The 22,833-nt window shown below is 40.2% G+C and carries 13 protein-coding genes and 1 pseudogene; all 14 read right to left on the bottom strand.

What is annotated here, in order from left to right; translation table 11 throughout:
* Window positions 1-140: 140 nt before the first annotated feature.
* Window positions 141-1,556, bottom strand: a complete 1,416-nt coding sequence (locus tag QZ574_RS09920) for a sulfatase (RefSeq protein ID WP_297089324.1) — start codon at window positions 1,554-1,556, stop codon at window positions 141-143.
* A 21-nt stretch (window positions 1,557-1,577) separates the two neighbouring features.
* On the bottom strand, window positions 1,578-2,543 hold the full coding sequence (locus tag QZ574_RS09915; protein WP_297089323.1) for a sugar phosphate isomerase/epimerase family protein: 966 nt from the start codon (window positions 2,541-2,543) through the stop codon (window positions 1,578-1,580).
* Between the two features lie 15 nt (window positions 2,544-2,558).
* Window positions 2,559-4,088, bottom strand: a complete 1,530-nt coding sequence (locus QZ574_RS09910) for a hypothetical protein (protein WP_297089322.1) — start codon at window positions 4,086-4,088, stop codon at window positions 2,559-2,561.
* Between the two features lie 83 nt (window positions 4,089-4,171).
* Entirely contained in the window at window positions 4,172-4,972 is an 801-nt protein-coding gene (locus tag QZ574_RS09905; RefSeq protein WP_297089321.1) for a sialate O-acetylesterase, read from the bottom strand.
* A 12-nt stretch (window positions 4,973-4,984) separates the two neighbouring features.
* Window positions 4,985-6,415, bottom strand: coding sequence for an agarase (locus QZ574_RS09900; protein WP_297089320.1), 1,431 nt, complete (start codon window positions 6,413-6,415; stop codon window positions 4,985-4,987).
* 164 nt (window positions 6,416-6,579) lie between these two features.
* Window positions 6,580-7,977: a sulfatase-like hydrolase/transferase gene (locus tag QZ574_RS09895; protein WP_297089319.1), complete on the bottom strand. Its 1,398-nt coding sequence runs from the start codon at window positions 7,975-7,977 to the stop codon at window positions 6,580-6,582.
* 87 nt (window positions 7,978-8,064) lie between these two features.
* Window positions 8,065-9,699 carry a RagB/SusD family nutrient uptake outer membrane protein gene (locus QZ574_RS09890; protein WP_297089318.1) on the bottom strand — a complete coding sequence of 545 codons (1,635 nt, stop codon included), beginning with the start codon at window positions 9,697-9,699 and terminating at the stop codon, window positions 8,065-8,067.
* Between the two features lie 18 nt (window positions 9,700-9,717).
* A complete protein-coding gene (locus tag QZ574_RS09885) occupies window positions 9,718-12,651 on the bottom strand; it encodes a TonB-dependent receptor (RefSeq protein WP_297089317.1) in 2,934 nt (977 codons plus the stop codon).
* A 298-nt stretch (window positions 12,652-12,949) separates the two neighbouring features.
* Window positions 12,950-16,996 carry a two-component regulator propeller domain-containing protein gene (locus tag QZ574_RS09880; RefSeq protein ID WP_297089316.1) on the bottom strand — a complete coding sequence of 1,349 codons (4,047 nt, stop codon included), beginning with the start codon at window positions 16,994-16,996 and terminating at the stop codon, window positions 12,950-12,952.
* A 202-nt stretch (window positions 16,997-17,198) separates the two neighbouring features.
* On the bottom strand, window positions 17,199-18,125 hold the full coding sequence (locus tag QZ574_RS09875) for an amidohydrolase family protein (RefSeq protein ID WP_297089315.1): 927 nt from the start codon (window positions 18,123-18,125) through the stop codon (window positions 17,199-17,201).
* A gap of 19 nt (window positions 18,126-18,144) precedes the next feature.
* Window positions 18,145-19,008, bottom strand: coding sequence for a hypothetical protein (locus tag QZ574_RS09870; RefSeq protein WP_297089314.1), 864 nt, complete (start codon window positions 19,006-19,008; stop codon window positions 18,145-18,147).
* Window positions 19,009-19,040: 32 nt separating this feature from the next.
* Window positions 19,041-21,359 carry a chondroitinase-B domain-containing protein gene (locus QZ574_RS09865; protein ID WP_297089313.1) on the bottom strand — a complete coding sequence of 773 codons (2,319 nt, stop codon included), beginning with the start codon at window positions 21,357-21,359 and terminating at the stop codon, window positions 19,041-19,043.
* Between the two features lie 49 nt (window positions 21,360-21,408).
* A complete protein-coding gene (locus QZ574_RS09860) occupies window positions 21,409-22,491 on the bottom strand; it encodes a polysaccharide lyase family 7 protein (RefSeq protein ID WP_297089312.1) in 1,083 nt (360 codons plus the stop codon).
* Window positions 22,492-22,539: 48 nt separating this feature from the next.
* Window positions 22,540-22,833 (bottom strand): annotated as a pseudogene (locus tag QZ574_RS09855) (bifunctional 4-hydroxy-2-oxoglutarate aldolase/2-dehydro-3-deoxy-phosphogluconate aldolase); the annotation flags it as partial.

Below are 22,833 nucleotides of genomic sequence, written 5' to 3'. Positions count from 1 at the left end.
GCCGCATATAAATTGATTTTTTTCATGATATAAAAATTCCCGTCAATATCTTAGGGTATTTTATCCTACAAAAAACTAAGTCTATTTTAAAACAAAACATCATTCCTAAAGGCAATTATCGGGCTTTTGGAACCAAGGCATTACCTCTGTTTGGATTCCTTGTAGCCCAATATAACATCAGATTCCTGGAGTAATCCATGCATATGTTCGATGATATCTTTGTATTTATCATTATCTGCCAGGTTATTCCATTCGTTCGGATCATTTGCGTGGTTGTACAGTTCCATAGAACCATCAAAGTATTCTATAAACCGATAGGAACCGAATTTTACCGTCGCATATGTCTCTCTTCGGAAGGTGTAAGCAGGGTATTCCCATTCAAGATCCGGATTTTCCATCAGAGGAACCAGACTTCGCCCTTCAACTACTTTGTTTTCAGGAAGTCCGCAAAGATCCAGCAGTGTTGGATAAATGTCAATCAGCTCAACGTTGGCATCAACCGGTTTGGTTGAACCTTGTGTTGGACCGGTTCTTGGATCTACGATGACCAGTGGAACTTTTGTCGAACGATCCCACGCGGTGTGTTTTTGAAACCTCTCTTTCTCTCCCATGTGAAATCCATGATCCGACCACAATACGATAATGGTATTATCCTTATACGGACTGTTTTCCAGGGCTTCTAGTATTTTTCCAATCTGGACATCTGTAAAGGTTATACAACCCATATAGGCTTGCAGCATCTTGCGCCATTGCTTGTTTTCAATCGCCCATGACGTAGTGGGATAGGAATTCCAGGTTTCCCTGGCCGCTTTGGGAATATCATCATAGTCGTCTGCTTTATAGGGTGGAAGTTCAATTTCATCGAGCGGATACATGTCCAGGTATTTCTGTTGAATATGTAAAGGTGTATGTGGACGCAGAAAGCCTGTCATCAGGAAGAACGGTTTATCATGGTCCTGTGAGAGTTGATCTACTGCCCATTCAGCGGCTTTATAATCACTCATTTCATTTTCAGGTTTATTTATGGGTCCCCAATCGAGAAGTCCTTTTGAACCGAACCAGTTCATCCTCTTCTGATTTCCATTTTCATCACGATTGAAATCCCATGGTCCCCGGCCATGAGAAACGTCAACCGTCTCTTCCGGAACATGATGGTGAAGAAGCTTACCAGCCGCCATTGTCTTGTAGCCATGATCCGCAAAATATTCATAGATCAGGGAGGATCCTTTCTTTTTGACCGCGTCATAGACTGCGTCGTCCTTCTGCTGCAGTGCTCCATCAACACCAAAACCCAGGCTGTGGTAATACATACCAGACATCACGCTTGCACGCGAAGGACCGCATACCGCATACTGACAATGGGCAGACTTAAAAAATGTTCCTTGTGAGGCCAGTGCGTCCATATTTGGCGTGATAATCTGGCTATTACCCATATAACCTTCCCAGTCATTCAAATCGTCAACCGCAATAAAAATGACATTGGGCTTTTCTGCAGCCATGACTATTCCAGACATAAGCAGTAGAAATCCTGCTATTGTTAAAAATATTCTTCTCATTCTTATAGATGCTATTTGTTTTTATTTCAAAGCATTATTTAATTCCGTAATCATTTCCGGAACCAAAACAAAAGGATCGTAAGCTTTATTTTTATTTTCAAGCGTTTCAACCGGAAGGTATCCCCTGTAATTGTTTTCGCGCAGGATTTCTACAATTTTTGAAAAATCTGTTCGGATTTCACTTTCCTTGCCAAAAACACTTTCTTTTACTTGCCAGTTAACAGCAAAAGGGGTAACCGCTTTTATGTCTTCATAGGGGTCTTTTGTTTTAAACATTCCGGTATCCAGGATAATGCCTGCCCACTTGGAATCAACCGCTTTCAATACTTTAAGGCATTGTTCGCTGGTCTGAATCATGTCACCGTGGTTTTGAATTCCAATCATCACCCCATGTTTCTCTCCAAATTCGGCACATTCTTTAAAACAAGGAATCATCCATTCAGCCACTTCATCCCATTTGTTTTCGTAACCTTCGGGGATTTTCCCGGCAAATAAACGAATAACCGGAGCGCCTAACCTGGACGCTACTACGATCCATTTTTTTGCCAATTCAACTCCTTCTTGTCTTACTTCTGGGTCAGGTGATGCAAAATCGTTTCTTATTCCTGTACCTGAAATATCAATTCCCAGCAGAAAAGCTTTTTGTTTGAAGGCAAACAAGTAGTCGTCAGAAGGAACTTCAGGATAAGCGGGGAAATAATATCCGGTGACATCTATTGCTTTTATATTTTGTTCGGCACACCAATCCAGCAAATCAAACAGGGTGAATTTAGGATTACCCTCCTCATCTTTTGAAAGCAATATTTTATTAAAAGAATAAGCATTTAAACTTGGAACAATGCTGGTAGGGCCACTACGCTTTATTTTATTCTGAGCGAAAGATGTATTCGAAACACTTACTACTATCAGCAAATTCGTAATGAAAACAAAAGACAGAAACCAATATTTACTATTTCCCAGAAGCGGATTTTTAATTTTATTTTCCATCGTTGGTATTTTAGATTAGATAAGTTTTATTGTTTTACGCTCAATAACAATCATCGGGTAATCTGCGAGTAGGGCGTTCTCAAAAATACATGCTCCTTCCTCGTTTACAATTTCCATTTCATATACCTCGCCTGTTAAAGGATCGAGCAGGACGGGATCGGTGAAATTGATTCCTTTTATTTCGATATTAACTTTTGCCAGCTCGGGTAAGTACTCCTGCGCATTCCAGGGTAACCACCAGGCTACCAGGTTATTTCCCTCATTATCGGAATATGTAGCCATCAGCGGAACGGATGGAAAGGCGTCGTCCTCCGAAATTCCGTAAAAAACACCTTCATCCAGAATTTCAATTTTGTATTCAACCGGATTGGGTTTATACTCCGGTTTCCAAACGGCACACAAATTTTGATAGGCATAAAATGCCGGTTTCTTCTCAAAGTTAGGATTGGTTAATAAACATTTTTCGTTAACGCCTTTTGTTCGTACCCGCGAACCACCACGTTCCGGATATCCAAAAAGTTTATCGATGGGACGCAGGTTTGTTCGCTGTTGCTTTTCACCTTTGCCGCTGGTATGCACCAGTTTAAAATAGTTGCTTAAAGTGGCTTTGCAGAAATAGGTATCAACAAAACTTTGGCGTAAAAGCCATTTGGCCTGAATGTTTAAACCCCAGGGAGCACGGCCCCTGAAATCGCGGGTACTGCTATGCGACGGATAACCACATTCGCCTTGCCAGAGTTCAATTTCAGGATTATAACTGTTAATTACATCCCACAATTCAATGGCTTTATACACTCTTTCTTCGGGAACTGCGCCATAGTTGTGGTACGAAATAATATCGATAATTTTATCGGCCCCCACGCTTAAAAAATCATTGGTAAATTCCGGATTAATACCCGCCATCGATCCGCCAATTATTTTACACCCCGGATCGGTTTGTTTTATAAGCTCAGCCGTTTTTACAAGCAAGTGTCCGTATTCTTTTCCATCGGGTGTTGAGCCCCAATAGTTACGATGATTGGGTTCGTTCCACACTTCCCAGTAATCAATTTTATCTTTGTAACGTTCAACCGTTGCTTTTACAAAAGCAAGAAATGCTTCCATAGCCACGGGATCTTTTATGGGTGGCTCTGGCCTGTATCCATAAATTTCGGCCAGTTTTGGGTCGTCGTAAGTTGTTAACTTCGAATATAACTCGTTACCTCTACCTACGGTTATAAACGGAGTTATCCCGTTTTTCAGGGCAACTTCAAAAGCTTTGTCGGTAGCAGACCAATCGTAAACCCCTTTCTCACGTTCAATTTCATTCCATCCTGCCCCCAAGCGTGTCCATTTTACACCAATTTCAGCAGCTTGTGCAACCAGGCTATCTACCAAGGTACCCGCCTGAATGCCAAAGGGAGATGAAGCGACTTCAGAAGAATTCTTTGGTTCTATATTACCTATTTTATTATTGGAAATCAGATTAGAAGACTCTTTTACACTGCATGAAAACACTGTTAAAAGCAATATAATGAACGCATTCAAACATTTTGTCTTTTTCATTTTAGGTATAGTTTCAGTTGGTAAATTTTTATATCATGTACAAATATTAAGCGGAATCGTCACATATAAATTGTGGTTTAATCTTAGTTCTGTTTTGCCTGAATTTCAAACATTTTTTGAGCATAGCGTTGCCCCAACAACTGCTGACTTGCGGCATCGAAATGTGTACTATCAATAGTGCCGGTTCCTTCAGAAGAAACCACACCACAACCTTGTAATTTATTGGGTAAGTCGAGAATCATCTGATTAAAACCGGCTCGATTTTCTTTGTCGCCAGATAACTGACCAGCTACAAAAGGTAAGTTTTTCACTGCTAAATCGCTACGTAAAGCCTCAATCAGTACTATTATTTTAGGCATATATTCGTTGTATTTCGAACTATTGGATTCGCCCTGATGCCAAAGAATTCCTTTTAAAGTTCCGTATTTCAATGCGGCCTTGGTGCGCTTTACTGCCTCATTGTAAAACTCGCCCCCGGGTTGCCAAAGCTCTATTTTTGTACCCCCTTTGGCGTTTACCACGAGGCCAATGGAATTTTTTCCGTTTAATTCAACCATAGTTTTTGCAAAGTGGTATCCCGGCCCAAGTCTTTGCATGGAAATATCTTTTCGGATGGTAGAATATTTATTGAGTGGATTAGCAGCTTTTTCCCATTCACAGCCGACGGTTCCCGTATACAGAAATACGTTTTTAAGGGTATCCTTATCAGCCCCTTCAATGGTGGCCCTGCCAGCCATATTCGACTGGCCAATTAAAAGATATATATCCAGATTCCTGGCTTGTTCATCCTTTACCTCGTCACCATCATTTTGTACAACAGCATTGCATTGCCAAAAAAGCAAGCAAGTTACCAGGGTCAGTAGTCCTTTTCCAACGCTAATCATACCTCTCTATTTTTATTTGTCGAAATGTTCCACAATGTTATACACCTGCGTATTTAATTCCTTCATTTTATCCAACATTGGAGTCCACGGCACGTAGCGGTTGCTTACAATTCCCTTGTTGGCATCTACATTCGATGGGTCGACTCCTTTTTGATTGGGGTCGTTATCGATGTATTTAAAATAATGCCAGCCCACGCAGTTTTTCGATTCGAGCAAGGCCAGGTTGTAATTCTGATAAAACAAACCGCGGTCTTCCTGTGTGCGTACAATCCATCCGGCTCCACTGATATTACCCATCCCCGAGTCTTCGCCTTTGGTATAATATTCGGTAACAATAAACGGACGACCGGTCCATTCAGTCCACTCCTGCACATGTGCCGAATCGGGAGTCCAGTGGTTATAATAATTATTTGAAACAATATCGAGGTGTTGACCAACAGCGCGCATAAATTGTTCGTGATGTTTTTCGTCGGCATAAAATCGTGCCCCTATGTACATGTGGTTCGGATCGTATTTTTTTATGGCTTTTGATACGATGGAAAAATACATTTCGCCAACCAGAGCCATAAATTCCTCGCGATGTTCATCGGTAATTTCAGCTTTTGTTATACCTTTTTCTTTTAACCAGTTTTCAGCTGCTATTCTTCCTGCTTCGTTTTCGGGCAGGGCTAAATAATTATCGATGGCTTTGAACTTAAACGGCATTTCGTTATCAGAAAAATGGCCAAAAAGATTAGGGTCGTTTTTGTACTCCAGCAATTGCCTGGCATGTTCATCGCAAAAGGTCTCAAACTCGGGATCGAACACAAAAATGGCATCGTTGGGGTAGCCAGTATGCCCGGCCTGCTGGTAGGTTCCTCCGCGTTTTCGGCCATAGCTGCTCATAAAATTCCAGTTTATGGTGTAAGCCATGGGTTGTTCAGCTGTTTTATTGTACTCAATAATAGCCTCATGATCTGACCAGGAGCCGGCACAATTGAAACCATACACCTGCAATAAAGCAATGGTTTCTTTCATCCAGTTTTCTTTTGAGCCGAACTTTTCTTTCAGGGCCTGGTTCATTCCTTTCGAGCCTTTGGCATTTAAACTGTTTAAAGCAATGTTTATATACCGGTTGCCTTCCGGATCGATTCCCCACCAGCGGTCGCCAATTTTTTTAACGTGAAAAAATCCGGTTGCTTCTTCTTTAAAGTCAGTATTTCCGCCGTATTGATTTAGAACAGGTACCTTTTCAGGAGTTTCATAACCTGCCAGAATTTCTATCGTACGGGTTTTAAAGGGTTTATACGGGCGGTATGTTCGCGTGCCGTCATCGTGGTAAACACGGGTTTTGGCGTCTACCATTAGGTATTGTTGCTCAGGAGCTTCTGCTTGTTTTTTTGAGGGAGATGAGCAGGAAATAATTATTAAAGAAATTATAACTAGCGAAAATATCTGTTTCATTACTGAGATTTTAATGAGGTTCATTTTTTTGCGGTTCATGAAACTTTTATATTTCAATGTTATTCTATTGAATGAACCGCATTATTTCGGTGCTTTTAGTCCCCGGGTTGAAACCCGGGGTTATTTAAATCCTTTCAGGATTTCTTTTGACGAAAAGAATAGGCTTACCACTGGTAATCATATCCTTCGCGGCTGAGTGTCCAGGAGGCTTTTACTTTTTCCAGTCCGGCTTTTAGCTTTTCAAAAAGTTCCGGTTTTTCCTGAGCCAAATCATTCGACTCTTCCGGGTCGTCTTCCAGGTCAAAAAGCATCATCTCATCGCCTTTGTCGGGTATACAAATTTTATACTGCCCATCAATAAATGCATAAGTTTCTATATCTCTGTAATGACGGAGAAAACCAGCAGCAAAAGGAATTGTACGTTCTATTTCTTTTCCTCTTAAAACAGGCAAAATGCTAATTCCATCGAGAGGAACTTTATCGGGTACCGGTATGTTCAGCATTTCAAGAATGGTTGGAAAATAGTCGCTGGTGCAAGCTGTAAAATCACTTGTTTGTCCGGCTTCAATATTACCGGGCCACTCAATTACCGAAGGAACGCGTAAACCACCTTCCCACATTTGATGTTTGTGTCCGCGGAACGGACCAGCTGAAGCAATTCCGGCTTTTGCCTGTGGGTCGGCAGGGCCATTATCGGAACAAAAAAGCAGGATGGTATTTTCAGCTACACCTTTTTCTTTCAGAAATGCTTTTAAACGGCCGATTTGTTCGTCCATGGCAGTAATACAGCCGTATAAATGTTTTTGTTCTTCCGGCAAACCGGGGTATTTGGCCAGGTATTCGGGCCCAGCCACAACCGGTTCGTGCGGTGTGTGAAACCAAATAGTAGCCAGAAACGGTTTTTCTTCATTGATTGATTTTTCGATAAACGGGATTGCCCTGTCCATAATTATCCGGCTATCGTCGCCACTTAGGTTTTCAGTTTCGGGTACGCCATTGTGCACATAAATCGATCCTCCCCATTTTCCGTTTTCCCCTCTTCCAAAACCGCTCCAGTTATCGGGATAAATTGTTGGATCCCAGGTTGGAACAGCACTTTTTGTAGCAAATACCTCTTCAAAACCATGATGCCATGGTGGAGAATAATGTCCGCGGCTTTCTACCTTGTCGGCTTCCACCCAGCCCAAATGCCATTTTCCGAAAAATCCGGTTGCATATCCCTTCTTTTTCAACACTTCGGCAATGGTAGTTTCGGCGTTACGCATGGCCCCGGTGTGGGCTGCAAAAATTCCCTGACGAAACGGTGCACGTCCGGTTAAACAACTGGCACGTGTTGGCGAACAAAGTGGTGCTGCCGCATAAAAATTGGTAAATTTCATACCGGCTTCGGCCATTTTATCAAGGTGTGGAGTGATAATCTTTTCGTTCCCATTAAAGCCCACGTCACCCCAGCCAAGGTCGTCGGCCATAAGCATAATAACGTTTGTTTTTTGGGCCTTTACAAAACCAGATACGCCAATTGAAAGCGTAAAGAACAGCAGTAGTATTTTTGTTTTGTGCATTTTATACCGTTTTTCAATGATTTAGGAGAAAGTAAGGGATTTCAATATTGAAATCCCTTACTGAATAACTAAACTAATCAAACTATATTAATTGTAACCCGGGTTTTGCTCCATTACGGCACCAGTATTCGAATCAATAATTCCCTGAGGAATTGGGAAGTACTCGTTAAATGGATTTACTTTCGACTCATCTAAACGAGGATTGTACATAACCGTCCTATCGTAGAATGTTCCTGTTCGTACCAAGGTATGTTTACGATATTCTTCCGTTACCAACTCGCGCGAGCGTTCATCCAGTATAAAATCTAATGTAACATCGGCAGCAGTAATTTCTGATGCATTTGAACGAGTACGTACAGCATTTAAATACATGGCTGCCTCGTCGTTTTTTCCCTGATTCATAAGAGCTTCGGCAGCCAATAAATAGGTTTCTGCCAAACGCATAAACATTTGGTCGTCGTATTGTCCTGCACGAGAAGCATTATCCAAAATATAAGGGTCGTTGTATTCCCACTTCAATACATATGGCCATAAATAGTGGTCTTCCAGGTCATCCGGCTCATCGTAATCCATATTTACATATCGAATTGTATCAAACGCAGATGCGGCATCGTCAACCGGATAAATGAAGAATTTCTTCACACAGTACTGCGAATACCTGTCGTCGGTTTCTTCGTACCAGTTAAAAGCTGCATCGGTAACAGAAATACGACCGGCACCTTTACCACCGTTGTAGGTATAAAGAATATCCAAATTCTTCTTTTTCAAAACCTTATCCTTGGCATAGTAGGTAATCCAGGCATTCTTCATATAAACGTAGGCATTACCCACCACATCCATGTAAGCATTGTTCATTACCCATAAAACTTCCTTGTTACCATCTTCGGGACGTGCGTTATCAAAAATATCAGAAAATGCGTTACCCGGTTCTTTTTCATTTACGCCAAAACGGTCGGTCATTAATTCATAAGTACCATCGTTTATAACTCGTAAGGCCTCGGTCTCGGCTTTTGCATCTTCTCCCATTTCAAGGTAAAGTTCTGCCAACATTGTACTGGCAACTGCACTGTTTACCCAACCTGTTTCTTCAATCATATCAAGGTTATCGCGGGCAATGGTAAGGTCAGTTTCCATTTGAGCATTAATTTGTTCAACAGGTGCACGTTCCCAGTCATTTCTATAGGTTGTTCCCGTTATTTCATCCAAACTTAAAGGAACTGAGCCCCAGCCATATTTTAAATGACGATATGCCCACGCACGCATCAATCGGGCCTGACCAATTACTTTCTGTTGATTGATTAAATCTTGAGACTCGCTGCCCCCCAACCAATCTACATCGTAGTTCTCGGCACGGTTAATTACCATGTTTGCCGAATTAATAATACGATAACACCAGTTAAAATTAGCTTCAACCATTGAATTTTCGGAATGCAGGTTATTGTAATCATTAAATGGATCGATTTGAGCGGCTCCATTGTTAATAAAGCAGTTATCAGTTCCCATTTGCCATAATGATGCGCGTGTTGTGTTACTTTGCGATTGTCTTTCCTGTCGAATTATACTGTAAATGGCATTTAACCCATTTACAAAACCATCGTAATCAACATATAGGTTTTCAGCAAAAATATCGTCTTTTGGTTCCTCTTTTAAAAATTCATCTTCATTACACGAGTAAATGATGAAAGTGGAACATATCGTTAATAATATTAGTAATTTCTTCATCGTAATAAATTTTTAAGATTATAAACCAACTCTAACACCAAATAAATAAGTAGTTGTTTGTGGAACAGCAGTCTGGTCGCTAAACTCAGGGTCTAAACCTACCCAATCAGTCCAGGTTGCAAGGTTTTTAATATTCCCAAATACTTCAATATTATTTAGTTTAAGCTTATTAACTGTTTTTTCCGGCAGCTGGTAGCTTAAAGAAATATCCTGCAAACGCAAGAAATCGGCTTTCCGGTAAAATGGCATACTAAATTTATTTACGCTGGCATGTCTGTCGTTTCTTGGGTATTCGTTGCTCATGTTTTCCGGTGTCCAGAAATCAACATTGTAACGATTTAATCGCAAATCATTATCATTAGTATACAACAATTCGTTCGATTTAGTTATACCTACTACTGTATTCAAAAAGAAACTAAACGTAAAGTTCTTGTATTTGAATGTATTAGTCATTCCTGCAACAAAATCAGGAATTCTACGACCAATTATTTGTTTATCGTCGGTTGAAATTACACCATCTTCCGAAGCATCAAGGTAGCGAATATCACCAGCGGTAACATCTCCCTGTGGTGTACCGTCCATATCTTCCTGGTAAATTCCATCGAAAACATAGTGGTAGTTTACGCTAACAGGTTCGCCAATAAACCAGCGGCTGTCAATGTCATCAATGTAATTTCCATCATCGTCGGTTAAACCAACGTGTACGATTTCCGAATCATAATGCGAAATATTAAAATCGGTTGTCCACTTAAAGTTCGAATTATGAACGTTTACTGAAGATACCTGGAATTCGATACCGTTATTTTTTGTTTCACCAATATTCTGTGTGATTGAGCCTGTTCCATTTACATTCGAAATAGATTTGCTCAATAACAAATCGGTAGTGTTCGACCAGTACATATCAACCAAACCTCTTAAACGATTATTGAACAAACCAAAGTCAAGCCCCACGTTGAATGAAGTTGTGGTTTCCCAACCCAAAGATGGGTCGCCCAATCGGCTTGGATAAAATCCGTAAAGTGTTCCATCATCAGCATCAACATAATCTTCAGAAGATAAAGTTGGTAGTGTTGAATAAGCCGAAACCGCTTCGTTACCATTAACACCATACGAAAGGCGTAACTTTAAAGCATCAACCCTTTCTATATCTTCCATAAAGCTCTCGTTGGCAATGTTCCATCCTACTGCAACCGATGGAAATACACCAAATTTATCATCTACGCCAAAAGCAGAATAACCATCGCGACGAACAGTTGCCGTAAACAAATAACGTGAATCGTAAGCGTAATTAGCACGGGCCATTTGCGAGATATGCGTTACTTTTCGGTACGAATCGCTAGGCTCAATTAAAGCTGCTTTATCGGCCTGGTAATAAGTCATAACATCATTCGGGAATCCCTCCGCACTTACATTGTGAGTTTCACGCCATTCGCTTTGCGCACTGTACAATCCTGTTAAGAAAATAGAATGTTTATCGAATTCCTTTTTATAGCTAACAATATTCTCAATAATCCAATCTTCTTCGTAAGTATTGTTTGAATCGAGGCTACCGTTTACACGTAAACCGCTTAAAGTATTTCGGCCACGATAGGTTTGATTTAAAGTTGAACGATAATCGTAACCTGTATTTAATTTATAGCTTAAACCTTTTACAAATGGAAAATCGATTAAAACACTGTTATTAGAAGTAAAACGGCGTGTTTTATTGCTATTATCGTATAAAATTGACAAAAGTGGATTTTCTGCATAAACACCATCTTCCCAGGTTTCCATACGAATTGAACCATCTTCATTGTAAGGAATCCCCAGAGGATTCATATCGAAAGCATCCGAGAAGTCGGCATCAGTTCCACTTCTGTCGTAATAACCATATTGTGTATTGGTTGTAAAGGTAATCCAGGGCAATAGTTTATGGTCAAGGTTAATTCGGAAAGTAGCACGTTTAAAATCATCGCCAACTGCAATACCTTCGGCATCTAAATAAGCCATTGAAATATAGAAGTTGGTTTTTTCCGAACCTCCGGAGAAAGAAAGATTATGCTGTTGCGTTTGTCCGGTTTGTGTTGCTAAATCAACCCAGTCGGTGCTCCTGCCACTATCGTAACCTTCATCTTCAATTGCAGACGTGCTTAATCCTCTTTCCACTTTTGTTTCGTAAAAAGTTGCGCCATCCATTAAATCGGGTACGTTAACCACTTGGTCGAAAGCATAAGTACCTTCATAGTTCACACGCAGGTCTCCGCTTTTTCCTCTTTTCGAAGTAATAAGAATAACACCGTTGGCACCTCGCGAACCATAAATAGCTGTTGACGAAGCATCTTTTAGAATTTCAATGGATTGAATATCTTTCGGATTAACCTCCGAAAGATTACCTCCAAATGGAATACCGTCCATAATAATCAATGGGTCGTTCGATGCAGAAATAGAATTCTGACCACGAATAAGCATTGAGTTTGATGAACCTTCGGCATTTGATGAATTAACCCTAATGTTTAAACCGGCAGCTGCTCCTTGCAACATTTGTTCAACACTTACGCGAGGTCGCGTTTCAATAATATCGGTATTTACCGAAACAACAGAACCCGTAATGTCGCTTTTCTTTTGAGTACCATACCCCACAACAACAACCTCGTCTAAGCCAATATCAGAGGCAATCATGGTTACATCGATGGTTGTAAGACCGGCAACAGGAAGTTCCTGTGTTTCGAGTCCCACAAAAGAAAATTGCAAAACAGCATCTTCAGGCACATTTGGTAAGGAGTATACACCCGAAACATCCGTAACTGTTCCTTGCGTTGTTCCTTTAATCACCACAGTAACTCCCGGTAATAGAGCACCATCATCACCGTTAACCGTACCGCTGACAGTTTTATTCTGAGCAAAACTACTCAAAGCCATCGTAAATGCGATTAACAAGACACCTAGTCTTTTTACATGAAATTTAATTTTCATAAGATTAAAGTTTGAATTAGTTATTTATAATAAAATGTAAATTAGCACAAGGATAAGGCCGGCAAGAATTGCAGCACTGGCTAAGATCGATACCAGTAATCGTTTTTTAGAACTATTCATAAGTCCGGTTTTTTTGTTCGAATCAAAAATAGTTTAGTTCGTTAACAACTGTTAAAATTTGCGTTACACAAAGGCAGGGTAAATGTTACCATATGGCAAATAAAATGTAACAAGAATACAGGGGATATGTTACATAAACAGATGCAACACTTCATATATAAGACTGACAGCAAACACTTTATGCCTTCAATTTTGAATATTCGTTTGGTGTTACTCCGAATTGCTCTTTAAAACACTTGCGGAAATAGTCGGCGTCTTCGAACCCCACAAGGTTGCGCACTTCTTTCACTGAAATTTTATCCTGGCTGAGCAGGGTTGCCGCCCGTTTTAACCGAACATTTCGAATAAACTCAACGGCAGTTTGATTGGAAAGTGCTTTTATTTTACGATAGAAATGAACACGGCTTAAACCAACATGCTCACTCAATTTATTTACACTCAAATTTGGATTTGCAATATTTTCAATAATGTAATCAACTGCCTTTTTTAAAATCTTCTCGTCAACCGATGTTAAGGTTACACTACCCGGATCGCAAATGGCCTCGCGTTTAAAATATTCTTGTATTTTCCGGCGTTGTTCAATCAGGTTTTTAACGCGTAAAGTCAGGTAACGTGCACTAAAGGGTTTGGTAATATAATCGTCGGCACCGGTTTCCAGGCCCTCGTATTTAAACGTTAGGGCAGTGCGGGCAGTAAGCAAAATTACAGGAATATGGCTGGTACGTGCATCGGTTTTAACGCGTTTACAAAGTTCAATACCATCCATAACAGGCATCATTACGTCGCTGATAATAATTTGCGGGTTGGTTTCGATTGCCTTTTGAAGGCCGGTTTCGCCATTCTCGGCTTCGCTTATTTCATACTCATCGGCAAACAATTCTTTAATAAAGGCCCGCACCTCTGCATTGTCTTCAATAATCAAAAGTCGTTCAAATTCATTGTCAGGGGCAGTCTCCTCCTCTTCTTCTGATGGGGAAACAATTACGGTTTCGCGTTGCAAAAAGTCGAAGGTATATAAACTTGGATCTTCGCTGTTTTTAAAATTATTGTCCAACTCTTCATTTGCATAAACACTTTTATCAAGCGCAAGAAAGATCGAAAAAATAGTTTCCTTCTTTCCGGCATCATTGGGCATACTCGATACGCTAATTGCGCCTTTGTGCAGTTCAACCATTCGGCGCGTAAGCTCGAGCCCCACGCCCGATCCGGGTAATTTATTTTTTGCGGGATCTTTTTTAGAATAAAACCGGTTAAAAACATTTTTAAGCTGATCGGCAGTTAAGCCTTCGCCGTCGTCGATTACATTAATCTGCAGGTAATCCATTTTTGAATTCAGTTCCTTTGCTGCCTCCTTCAATTTACTGCCTTTAACTTTATTCAGCTCCAATTTTACCTTACCACCAGCCGATGTAAACTTTATGGCATTTGACAAGAGGTTGTTTAAAATTATTTCAAGCTTATCCCTGTCGTACCAAACCTGCAATTCTTTCAGTTCTGAGTTAAACTCAAAATCAATATTTCTGGCGTTTGCCACCTCGTTAAATGCCAGACTTATTTCAGATAGAAAACGGATGATATTTCCTTTAGCCACCTGCAGGTTTTCGTGGCCTGTTTCCAATTTCCGAAGATCGAGAATTTGATTTACCAGTTGCATTAATCGTAAACCGCTGCGCTGAATTTGAGCAAGCTGATTACGAAAGCGGATGGGTAATTCTGATTTTGAAATGAGATTCTCCAAGGGGGCAAGAATTAAGGTTAACGGCGTTCGTAGTTCGTGCGAAACATCGGTGTAAAACTTTAGTTTCAATTGGTGCAATTCGCTTTCTTTCTCGCGCTGAAAATGTTCCATTTCCAACTGGTTTTTCATTTTTGCCCATTGTTGCGACAATACAAAAAACACCAACAGTAAAATGGCTAACACAAAACTGTATAATAAAAAGGCCCACCAGGTTTTCCACCAGGGAGGTAAAACTGTAACGGTAATTTCGCGATACCCTGCTCCCCATTCTTGTGGATTTGTAGTGACCTGAAACCTAATTGTATAGGTACCAACGGGGAAATAGGTAAAATTAATATTGTTCACATTTCCCATTTCAATCCAATCATCATCAAGACCAACAACCCTGTAACGGTATATATTTTTATCGGGATTAATAAAGTTTATACCGGTAAACGAGATGGAAAAATCGCGTTGGTGGTAATAAAAGATAAGATGATCGGTTTCGTTTAAAACTTTTTGTAATGGGGAGTCTTTTGTGCCCGGTTTAATTTGTTTATAATCAACCTGTAAGTCTGTAAAAACCAGGTTGGGGTAAAACTCAAACTCTTTTACATCATCAGGGTTAAAGGCATTTAAGCCATTGGGGCCACCAAAATACAGTTTGCCGGTTTGCGACCGTAATGCGCAGTTAGGAGAATATTGCAGGCCCTGGGTTCCTTCGCTTACCGAGTAACTTTGTGGCTCAATATACAGTTCTCCTTCATTGTTCTCTTTCAAGATTATCTTCGACAAGCCCTTGTTCGTTGTAATCCAGAATTCATTATCTGATCCTTCAAGCAAGGAATTTACAGTATTATCATTGAGTCCGTTCCCGGTATTAAACCAGTGTAATTTATTGTCTTTTATGAGATAAAGACCACGGCCCCTGGTACCGAACCATATATTTTGCCCGGCATCTTCATTTATAAAAATTACGTCTATTTCATCGCTAAGCCAGTTATCAATCTCCTGGCTCAGGTTAACAATTTTATTCGTCCTGTTATCAAGAACAAAAAGCTCTCTTTCGCACCCCACCCAAATTCGACCTTTCGAATCCTGAAAGAAACAACGAACATGTTTATTATTAAAGGGTTCAATATTTACAAAAGTTTCTGTTAGGGGATTAAAATGCTGAACACCACCTCCGTTGGTACCAATCCACATTTTTTCATCATTTTCTTGTAACAAAGCCAAAACGTGCCCTGGATTTATTGCACTTTTGCTTTTCGGATTGTGGTAATAACTGGTTGTTTTTCCGGTTATTACATCGTACCTGGTTAATCCGGTTAACGAACCAATCCACAAATTTCGTTTATAAAGGTTTAACGATTTTATGGTATTTTCGAGTTGGGTATTTGTGCCCGGATTAATAATTTTTGTTACCGTTATTCCTTCATCTTCCGACAGGTACACACCCCCACCCTCGCTTCCTAACCACAACCGCTTTTTTTCATCTTCAATTAATGCCGAAATTACCCTGTTTTTTATTTCCGGATTTTTTTGACTTTGCCACGAGTGGTGTTGAAAAAGATTTTTTTGGGGATGATAATAGTTTACACCTCCCTGGTAAATGGCCAACCACATTCCGCCTTGCGAATCAGTAAGTATGTCGCGAATTGAGGTGTTACCTACCGCACCACTTGTTTCCTGAAAATGATCGAACACAACGGTACTATTTTCTCGTTTGTTATAAATACATAAACCGGCAAAGGTTCCAATCCAAACATTATCATCATTTTCAAAAAAAATGCACCTAACTGTATTTGAAGGTAATAAATTGTCGTCCGCACTAAGGCGAAGCATAATTTCAGGAACTGTACCTTCAGTATCCAACACATATATTCCGTTTCGTTCGGTTCCTAACCACAATAATCCGTCTGAATCTTCTGTAATTTCACGCACAACCTGTCTTTCCGAGTCATTGCTTTGGTCAACAAAATATTGTTCAGGATTATTGTTTTTCCATTTGTACAAGCCATTACCAGTTCCTAGCCAAATTGTACCATTTGTATCCTGGTATATTTTACGAATATTATTTGCAAAATGATTTTCTTCCGGATTTAACATTTTATACGTAACCGATTTGCGGTTTTTAGATATAATATATAATCCATCGGTGGTTCCCAACCAAATGCGCCCATCATTCGTTTCAAGAATTGTTCGTATGTAGTAAGAGTCAGAAGGAAAAGAGCCGGCCGGTAACTTAACAGTGCGAAATGCATTAGTTTGCGAACTGTATACACACAAACCATTAGCTGTACCTATCCATAATTCTTTTTCTTTGGTTTCAAAAAGGCAGTTAATATGGTTATTAATTAAACTTGTAGAATCGAAAAACTGATGTTTAAAAATTTCAAATTTTTCACCGTCAAATTTATTCAGGCCATCGCGTGTTCCTATCCATAAAAATCCCTCGTGGTCTTCGCGCAAACAAAGTGCCGAATTATGTGATAATCCGGCAGACATATCAATTCTATTAAAAGTTTTTTCCTTGGAAAATATGCCTGAGGAGCTTCCGATTAAAAATAAAACAACGAATATAAAACGCATTCCAGCTCCCATTATTTGAATTTTAAAAGATAAAACTAACTGTTTTGATCTATTGAAAAAATCTTTGGCAAGAATAATTACCCCTGATCTTACTTAGAAATTCAATTACACGTGCTCATTATTCAAAAAACGATGCGGCATTATCGTGGAGGAGCAATTGTTTTTCTGCCGAGGTTAAAAAAGTGGCGTGCCATGCTACAACGTCAATAAGTTGAAGGTAGGTATATTTTTTAAAAGTTGAAGGGATATCGCTACCCCAAAGAATTTTATGTGCCCCCATAATTTCAACAGCTTCTTTTAAAAGTTCAAGTGCCTTAACACAGGGGTAATCATCGTTAATAAACGCGGCGGTCGACGAGAATCCAAAAAATACATTCTCCAGGTCTTTCCCCAGGGCGAGCATTTCATTTCGTCGTGCTCTTGCTGTCTCATCAAGGCCTGTTCTATAGAAGCCAAGGTGTTCAATCAATATTTTTGTTTCCGGAAAACGTTCGGCAATAAAACTTATATTTTCAACCTGGTAACCATTATTAAAAATATCGCCCGTATCAACAATTACCCGTAAGCCTGAGTTTGCTACCGTATCCCAAACTTTCATCATTTCTTTTCCCTTAAGAGAAAACCCCGGATAATTGCCCGACCAGCCCCATTCTTCGCTAATTTCAAGTTTCAGTGTATTCTGATTTTCTGATGCAAATTTCTTTACAATAGCAGAGGCATCTTTTTTCATCGGGTTAACCTGTATGGTTCCGTAAAACCGGTCGGGGTAATTAATGATGGCCTGTCTAATTTCTGTGTTTAAAATACCAATTACCGGGTTTTGTAAAAGTACGGCTTTTGAAACGCCTGAGAAATTCATGGTTTCCAGCAGTGTTTCGGCCGTAAAACGGGTATCGTAAAAAATAGGCGGAAGAAAAGTTAACTCCTCTCCCCGCCAAACTATTTTCCCGTAATTGCCCGTTGATGTTTTGGCGCCTCTTTTTACACCGTTTATTCCGTAAAGAATGTGCGCGTGTGCATCAAAAACCGGGATATTTTCACTCATACCTTTTTTCCCGGTAAATTTAATAATCGTTTTTATCGGTGCTAATTGGTTTATGTGTTTTTAACCACTCCTGCCCTTCAATTGTAAGAAAAAAATCCATCCACATGTAGTGCATTTTTTTATTTTCGTCAACACTCACCCAGTGACTCGAGCCAATGGGGATATGCAATAAGGAATATTCTTTAAAAGCTGCTGAGGCTCCATCAGCATGAACAGTTACATGGTTATTTGTTAAACCAAGAAACAGTTGATCGAGCATAGGGTGCTTATGTGCGCCAACCTCATCGGGGCCGGGAGCTTCTACTGTGCCAAGTGCCACACGTGGAATTACACCTTCCGGAAGAACTGTTCGGCTGACGGTATTCGGACTCTTAATTTTTTCGGTGTAAGCCTCACAATCTTCAAACCGTGTAAAAAACACAGTTTCTTCATTCGGATATGTTTTTAACAACTCAAGATCCTCATCGGTAAGTTTTTTCGAAAACCTGATAAAATGCAACTCTTCTTCCGGGTTTACCTTAATGGTTAACTCACTACATTCAAGAGGAATAGCAATAGATTCAGGTACTAGTTCAAAAAATGTAGTATCAGCCACTAAACGCCCGTTTCCTTTAATAAATATAAGTAAGCTGGCATACCGGTTCGAAAACAATACACGGTGGTCAATGGGTCCTTTCAATGCCAGATGCTCAATTTGCATGTCGGCAATTTCTCCCGGAAGCACTATTTCTTTAAAAACCGAATCGCCAACCGGTAATTCCATTTGCATCTCCTGCACAACAATTTCAGTTGTTTTTGAACAGGAAACAAATGCCGGTGAGACAAGCAAAACCAAAAAAGCAGCTACAAATATTTTTTGAATCGACAGCATGTTAAACTTCATTTGTCAGGCTTTTAATTTTCTGTAACTCATGGTTAATACATCAAGCGTAATTTCAGGTTCTCTTCAACTACAATTTTTCCCGAATTCCTGATTTCATTATCGGCATGGGTATTGTTTTTGGCTCCCCACAACAGCGCCACCAGTTTAACCGGGTTATTTCTGAAAGTATTATTCGAGATATTTACATTAATAATTCCACGGGTATTTAGTAAAATACCATTTTCTTCGTTGGCGCCACAACGGGTAAAAGTGCTGTTTGTAATCAGCAGGTTACCGCCAATTGTCGACTCGTCGTATCCGCCACGGTAGTAGTCGATAGTATTGGCTTTAATATTGTTAAAAGAACAGTTATCGATGGTCAGAAACTCCACATTATAATTTCCTTTATCGTCGGTTTCTTCCGAAAGTTCAATGCCGTTTTGGCAATCAGAAATCTCGCATCCAACAAACGAAATACTATCAGAGAACGATTCTTTATAAGCTTTAAGCACATAGTTAAACTTTTCAACCAGGCAATTTTGCACTTTTAAATTGTACAACGACGACATATTTTGAGGCAAAGAGGCGAATGCAAAATTATTGCCGTTGCCTTCGAGAGCCACGTTTTTTAGCAGCAAATTCCCTTTGGGATTCAGTTGAAACAGCGGGGTATTTTCTTCGCCACGGTAAATTATTTTGGTTTCAGCATTTGAATCGGCAGCTTTTATGGTTAAGCTTTTGTCGATATCCACCGATTTTTCCAGCACATATTCTCCGGCCGCCAACTCAATAATATCGCCACATTTTGCTTCTTTAATTTTTTGCTCAAGCTCTCCTGTTTTTGCAGCTACCTTCAATACCTGAGGAGTCTTTTCTACTTGTTCATCCTTAAACCAAGCGGCTCCGTATTTTGAGTTTTCCAATATTTCAGGATTTTCAAACGGCACGTCGCACATGGCTCCAACACGGTTATTCTCGGTGCGGGAGTTGCCCAAGATATCGGTTTTTATTGTTTCAAAATCAAAGCCATTATAATTTTCAACTTCGCAGATACTTGTTGATGGCGAATAAATAAAATCAGCAACTTCGCTCATGTTAAAATCGCAAAAATCGAAGGTATTTTGTTGTTCGTAGGCCAACTCTTTGCTGTTAATTACATTACTTTTAAAAAGTACCCCATCAATTTTATCATAAGCAACAATAGGCGCGGCAGTACTTTCTGAATTGTAAACAATATTATTTGCCACTACGGTTCGCACGGGGCGTGCCGAGCGGATTTCGGATGGCGGAAGCACTGCCGCCTGGCTAAGGTTTGCTCCAACGCTAAAATGCCATGGCGATTTACAATTTACCCAGGTGTTGTAGGCAACTACCACATCGGTTACCTGGTTGTAACGGTTTAGCGGCGATTTCGGGATACCGTTCATTACAGCCAGCGGCCCCCTGAAATTATTACCTTTTAAGTTGAAAAAATAATTGTTTACCACCCAATGTCCGGTATTTACCAGGCGAATTCCACCAATATTTTCTGAGTTATCGTCGCCAATAAAATAGTTTCCGTCAATTAAGCAATAATTTCCGTGGCGCGTTACCAGCGAGCCCTCGCATTTGTAAAACACATTGTTACGAAATTCGTTGTAGTTGGTTTTGCTCGAAATTACTTCAACCTCGCCATTACAACGGTCGAACAGGTTGTTTGCCACCAAAGTATTGCTGGGCGACATGGAAGTTCCGCTGTCTCCAATTTGTAAAGTCTCGCCATGTGGACCACCTTTTCGCGGGCGAGGGCCAAAATGATTATTGAGAATTTGATGATAATTTTTTATGCTTTCATTTCCTTTTAATAGCACACGAATGGTTGGCCCCGAGTTTGATTTGCCTATAATATTACAGTTGCTCAGCTCGTTATGCCTTCCCCAAAATTCTACCCAATGGTCGGCTCTGTCGCGTTGCGGTTGATTAAAATTATCAATTACGCAATGGGTAAAAGTACAGTTATTGGCTACTTTTCCTTTTAAGCGAAACTCAATAATTGCGTTGTTTGGCGTGTATCCATTTCTGAAATACAAACCGCTAAGCACAATATAATCGGCGCCATATTTTATCGATGATTGTCCTTCAATAAAAACTTCTCCGGGAGTCTCAGCCCTTAAAACAACTGGTTTTTCCTTTGTTCCTCCACTTGTCAGTTCAAGATTGATATCCGTCCATATACCATTTGCCAGAACAATTTCATCTCCCGGCTGCGCCTTATTTATGGCCTCGGCAAGTTCAGTCTTGTTTTTTACTGAAATAAGATTACCCGAAGGTTGTGTTGTGCATGAAAACAGGATTAGGGCTAAAATTATTGGGAAAAGGTTTTTGAATAGCATTTTATCGTGATTTTAGATTTTACAATTATGAAGTATAAATGGTATGGTTTTAATCGTTTTTAGTGAAATACCCCTGATTTGAAACGGCAGCCTCGCTAATGACAATACTTGCAGTTTTAAACCAAACTTCGGCATAATTGCCGGTTTCGTATTGTTTTTGAATATCGCCATTAAAAGTTTCGGCACCCGAGCACCAGTTTTTATTCACCTCGGGCGACAAACCATTGGTTTGATTGTAACAGCCCAGCTTAAAGAAGCACCCCTCATCGGCATAGGCATTTTCGCGCTCCACACCATCCTGCCCAATTGGCACAAAAAGCTGTTGTGTTTGCTCCGGAATATCAGCAATTGTGGTGTATTCCGATTGTACCAGGTTTTTGGTGAAGGTGCGGGTTTCGTGTCCTTCGCTGGTAAAAGTTAAATACATTACACTATCCTTCACTTCAATTTCATAACTAAACTCCTCACCCAGGGCAATTCCGTCAGCAGGTTCTTCGGGGTAAGTATTTTCTTCGGGGCCAACCACCGAAAAGTCGTAGCCCCAAACGGCTGAAGAATAATCCCATCTGCCGGAATTGTCGTCGCCGGCAGTATTAATCTCGTAGTGCCAGAATACTGAACCTTTGGTATGGCCGGGGAATTTTTTGTAGAATATTTTTAAAGGTTCGTTTTCGTGCCCGTCGGCACTATGAATTTGCCCCACAACCACTGCATAAGATGCTGCTACCCGGGCATCGCCGGTAGCCGACACATTCATAACTTTTAGAGTAGCTGTTAATTTATCATTGGCAGTTGCCGGGTACCATTTTTTCTTTTGAGCCAATTCTGTTCTGGTATTGTTAGAGGTTCCATGCGTATCGCCGGCATTAGGAGATTTAAACACCACCCAGTTGTTTTTTCCGTCATTTGCTGTATAAAAATAATCTTTGTGTTCCAGATTCAAGGCTTCTCCGGCATTTGAGCCATCACCTAAAATCAGGTTCCAATGTTCAAAAAACGGAATAACTTCATTGGCATAAATGGTTTGCTGAGTTTCTTGTTTTTTAGCTGAATTGGAACAGCTATAAAAAAACAATGCTGCAACAAACAATGAAATGATTTGTAGATTTAATCTCAAGTCTTTAGCGCTCATTTTTTTAGTTTAAAATTGGTTAAAAAGCATGCTTTTTAGTAGTCTCTGCTATTTCAGCTTTTCGATTATTGCCAATGCTTCGGCACATTTATCGGTAATGTACTGGTAATTTTTCTCAGCCAAAACCTCTTTCGGGAACAATTGGCTTCCCATGCCCACACAGGTTACTCCCGCATCAAACCATTGTTTCAGGTTATCTTCGGTTGGCGAAACGCCACCCGTTGGCATTATACTGGCGTAAGGCATTGGACCTTTAACGGCTTTTACAAAGCTTGGTCCGCCCACTTGCGAGCCCGGGAATATTTTTACTACCTCAGCTCCCAATTCGTGTGCTTTGCCTAT

The sequence above is a fragment of the uncultured Draconibacterium sp. genome (assembly GCF_913063105.1).
GTDB lineage: Bacteria > Bacteroidota > Bacteroidia > Bacteroidales > Prolixibacteraceae > Draconibacterium.
Note: the sequence above shows the minus strand (reverse complement) of the source record. Positions and strands in the feature narration are given on the sequence as shown.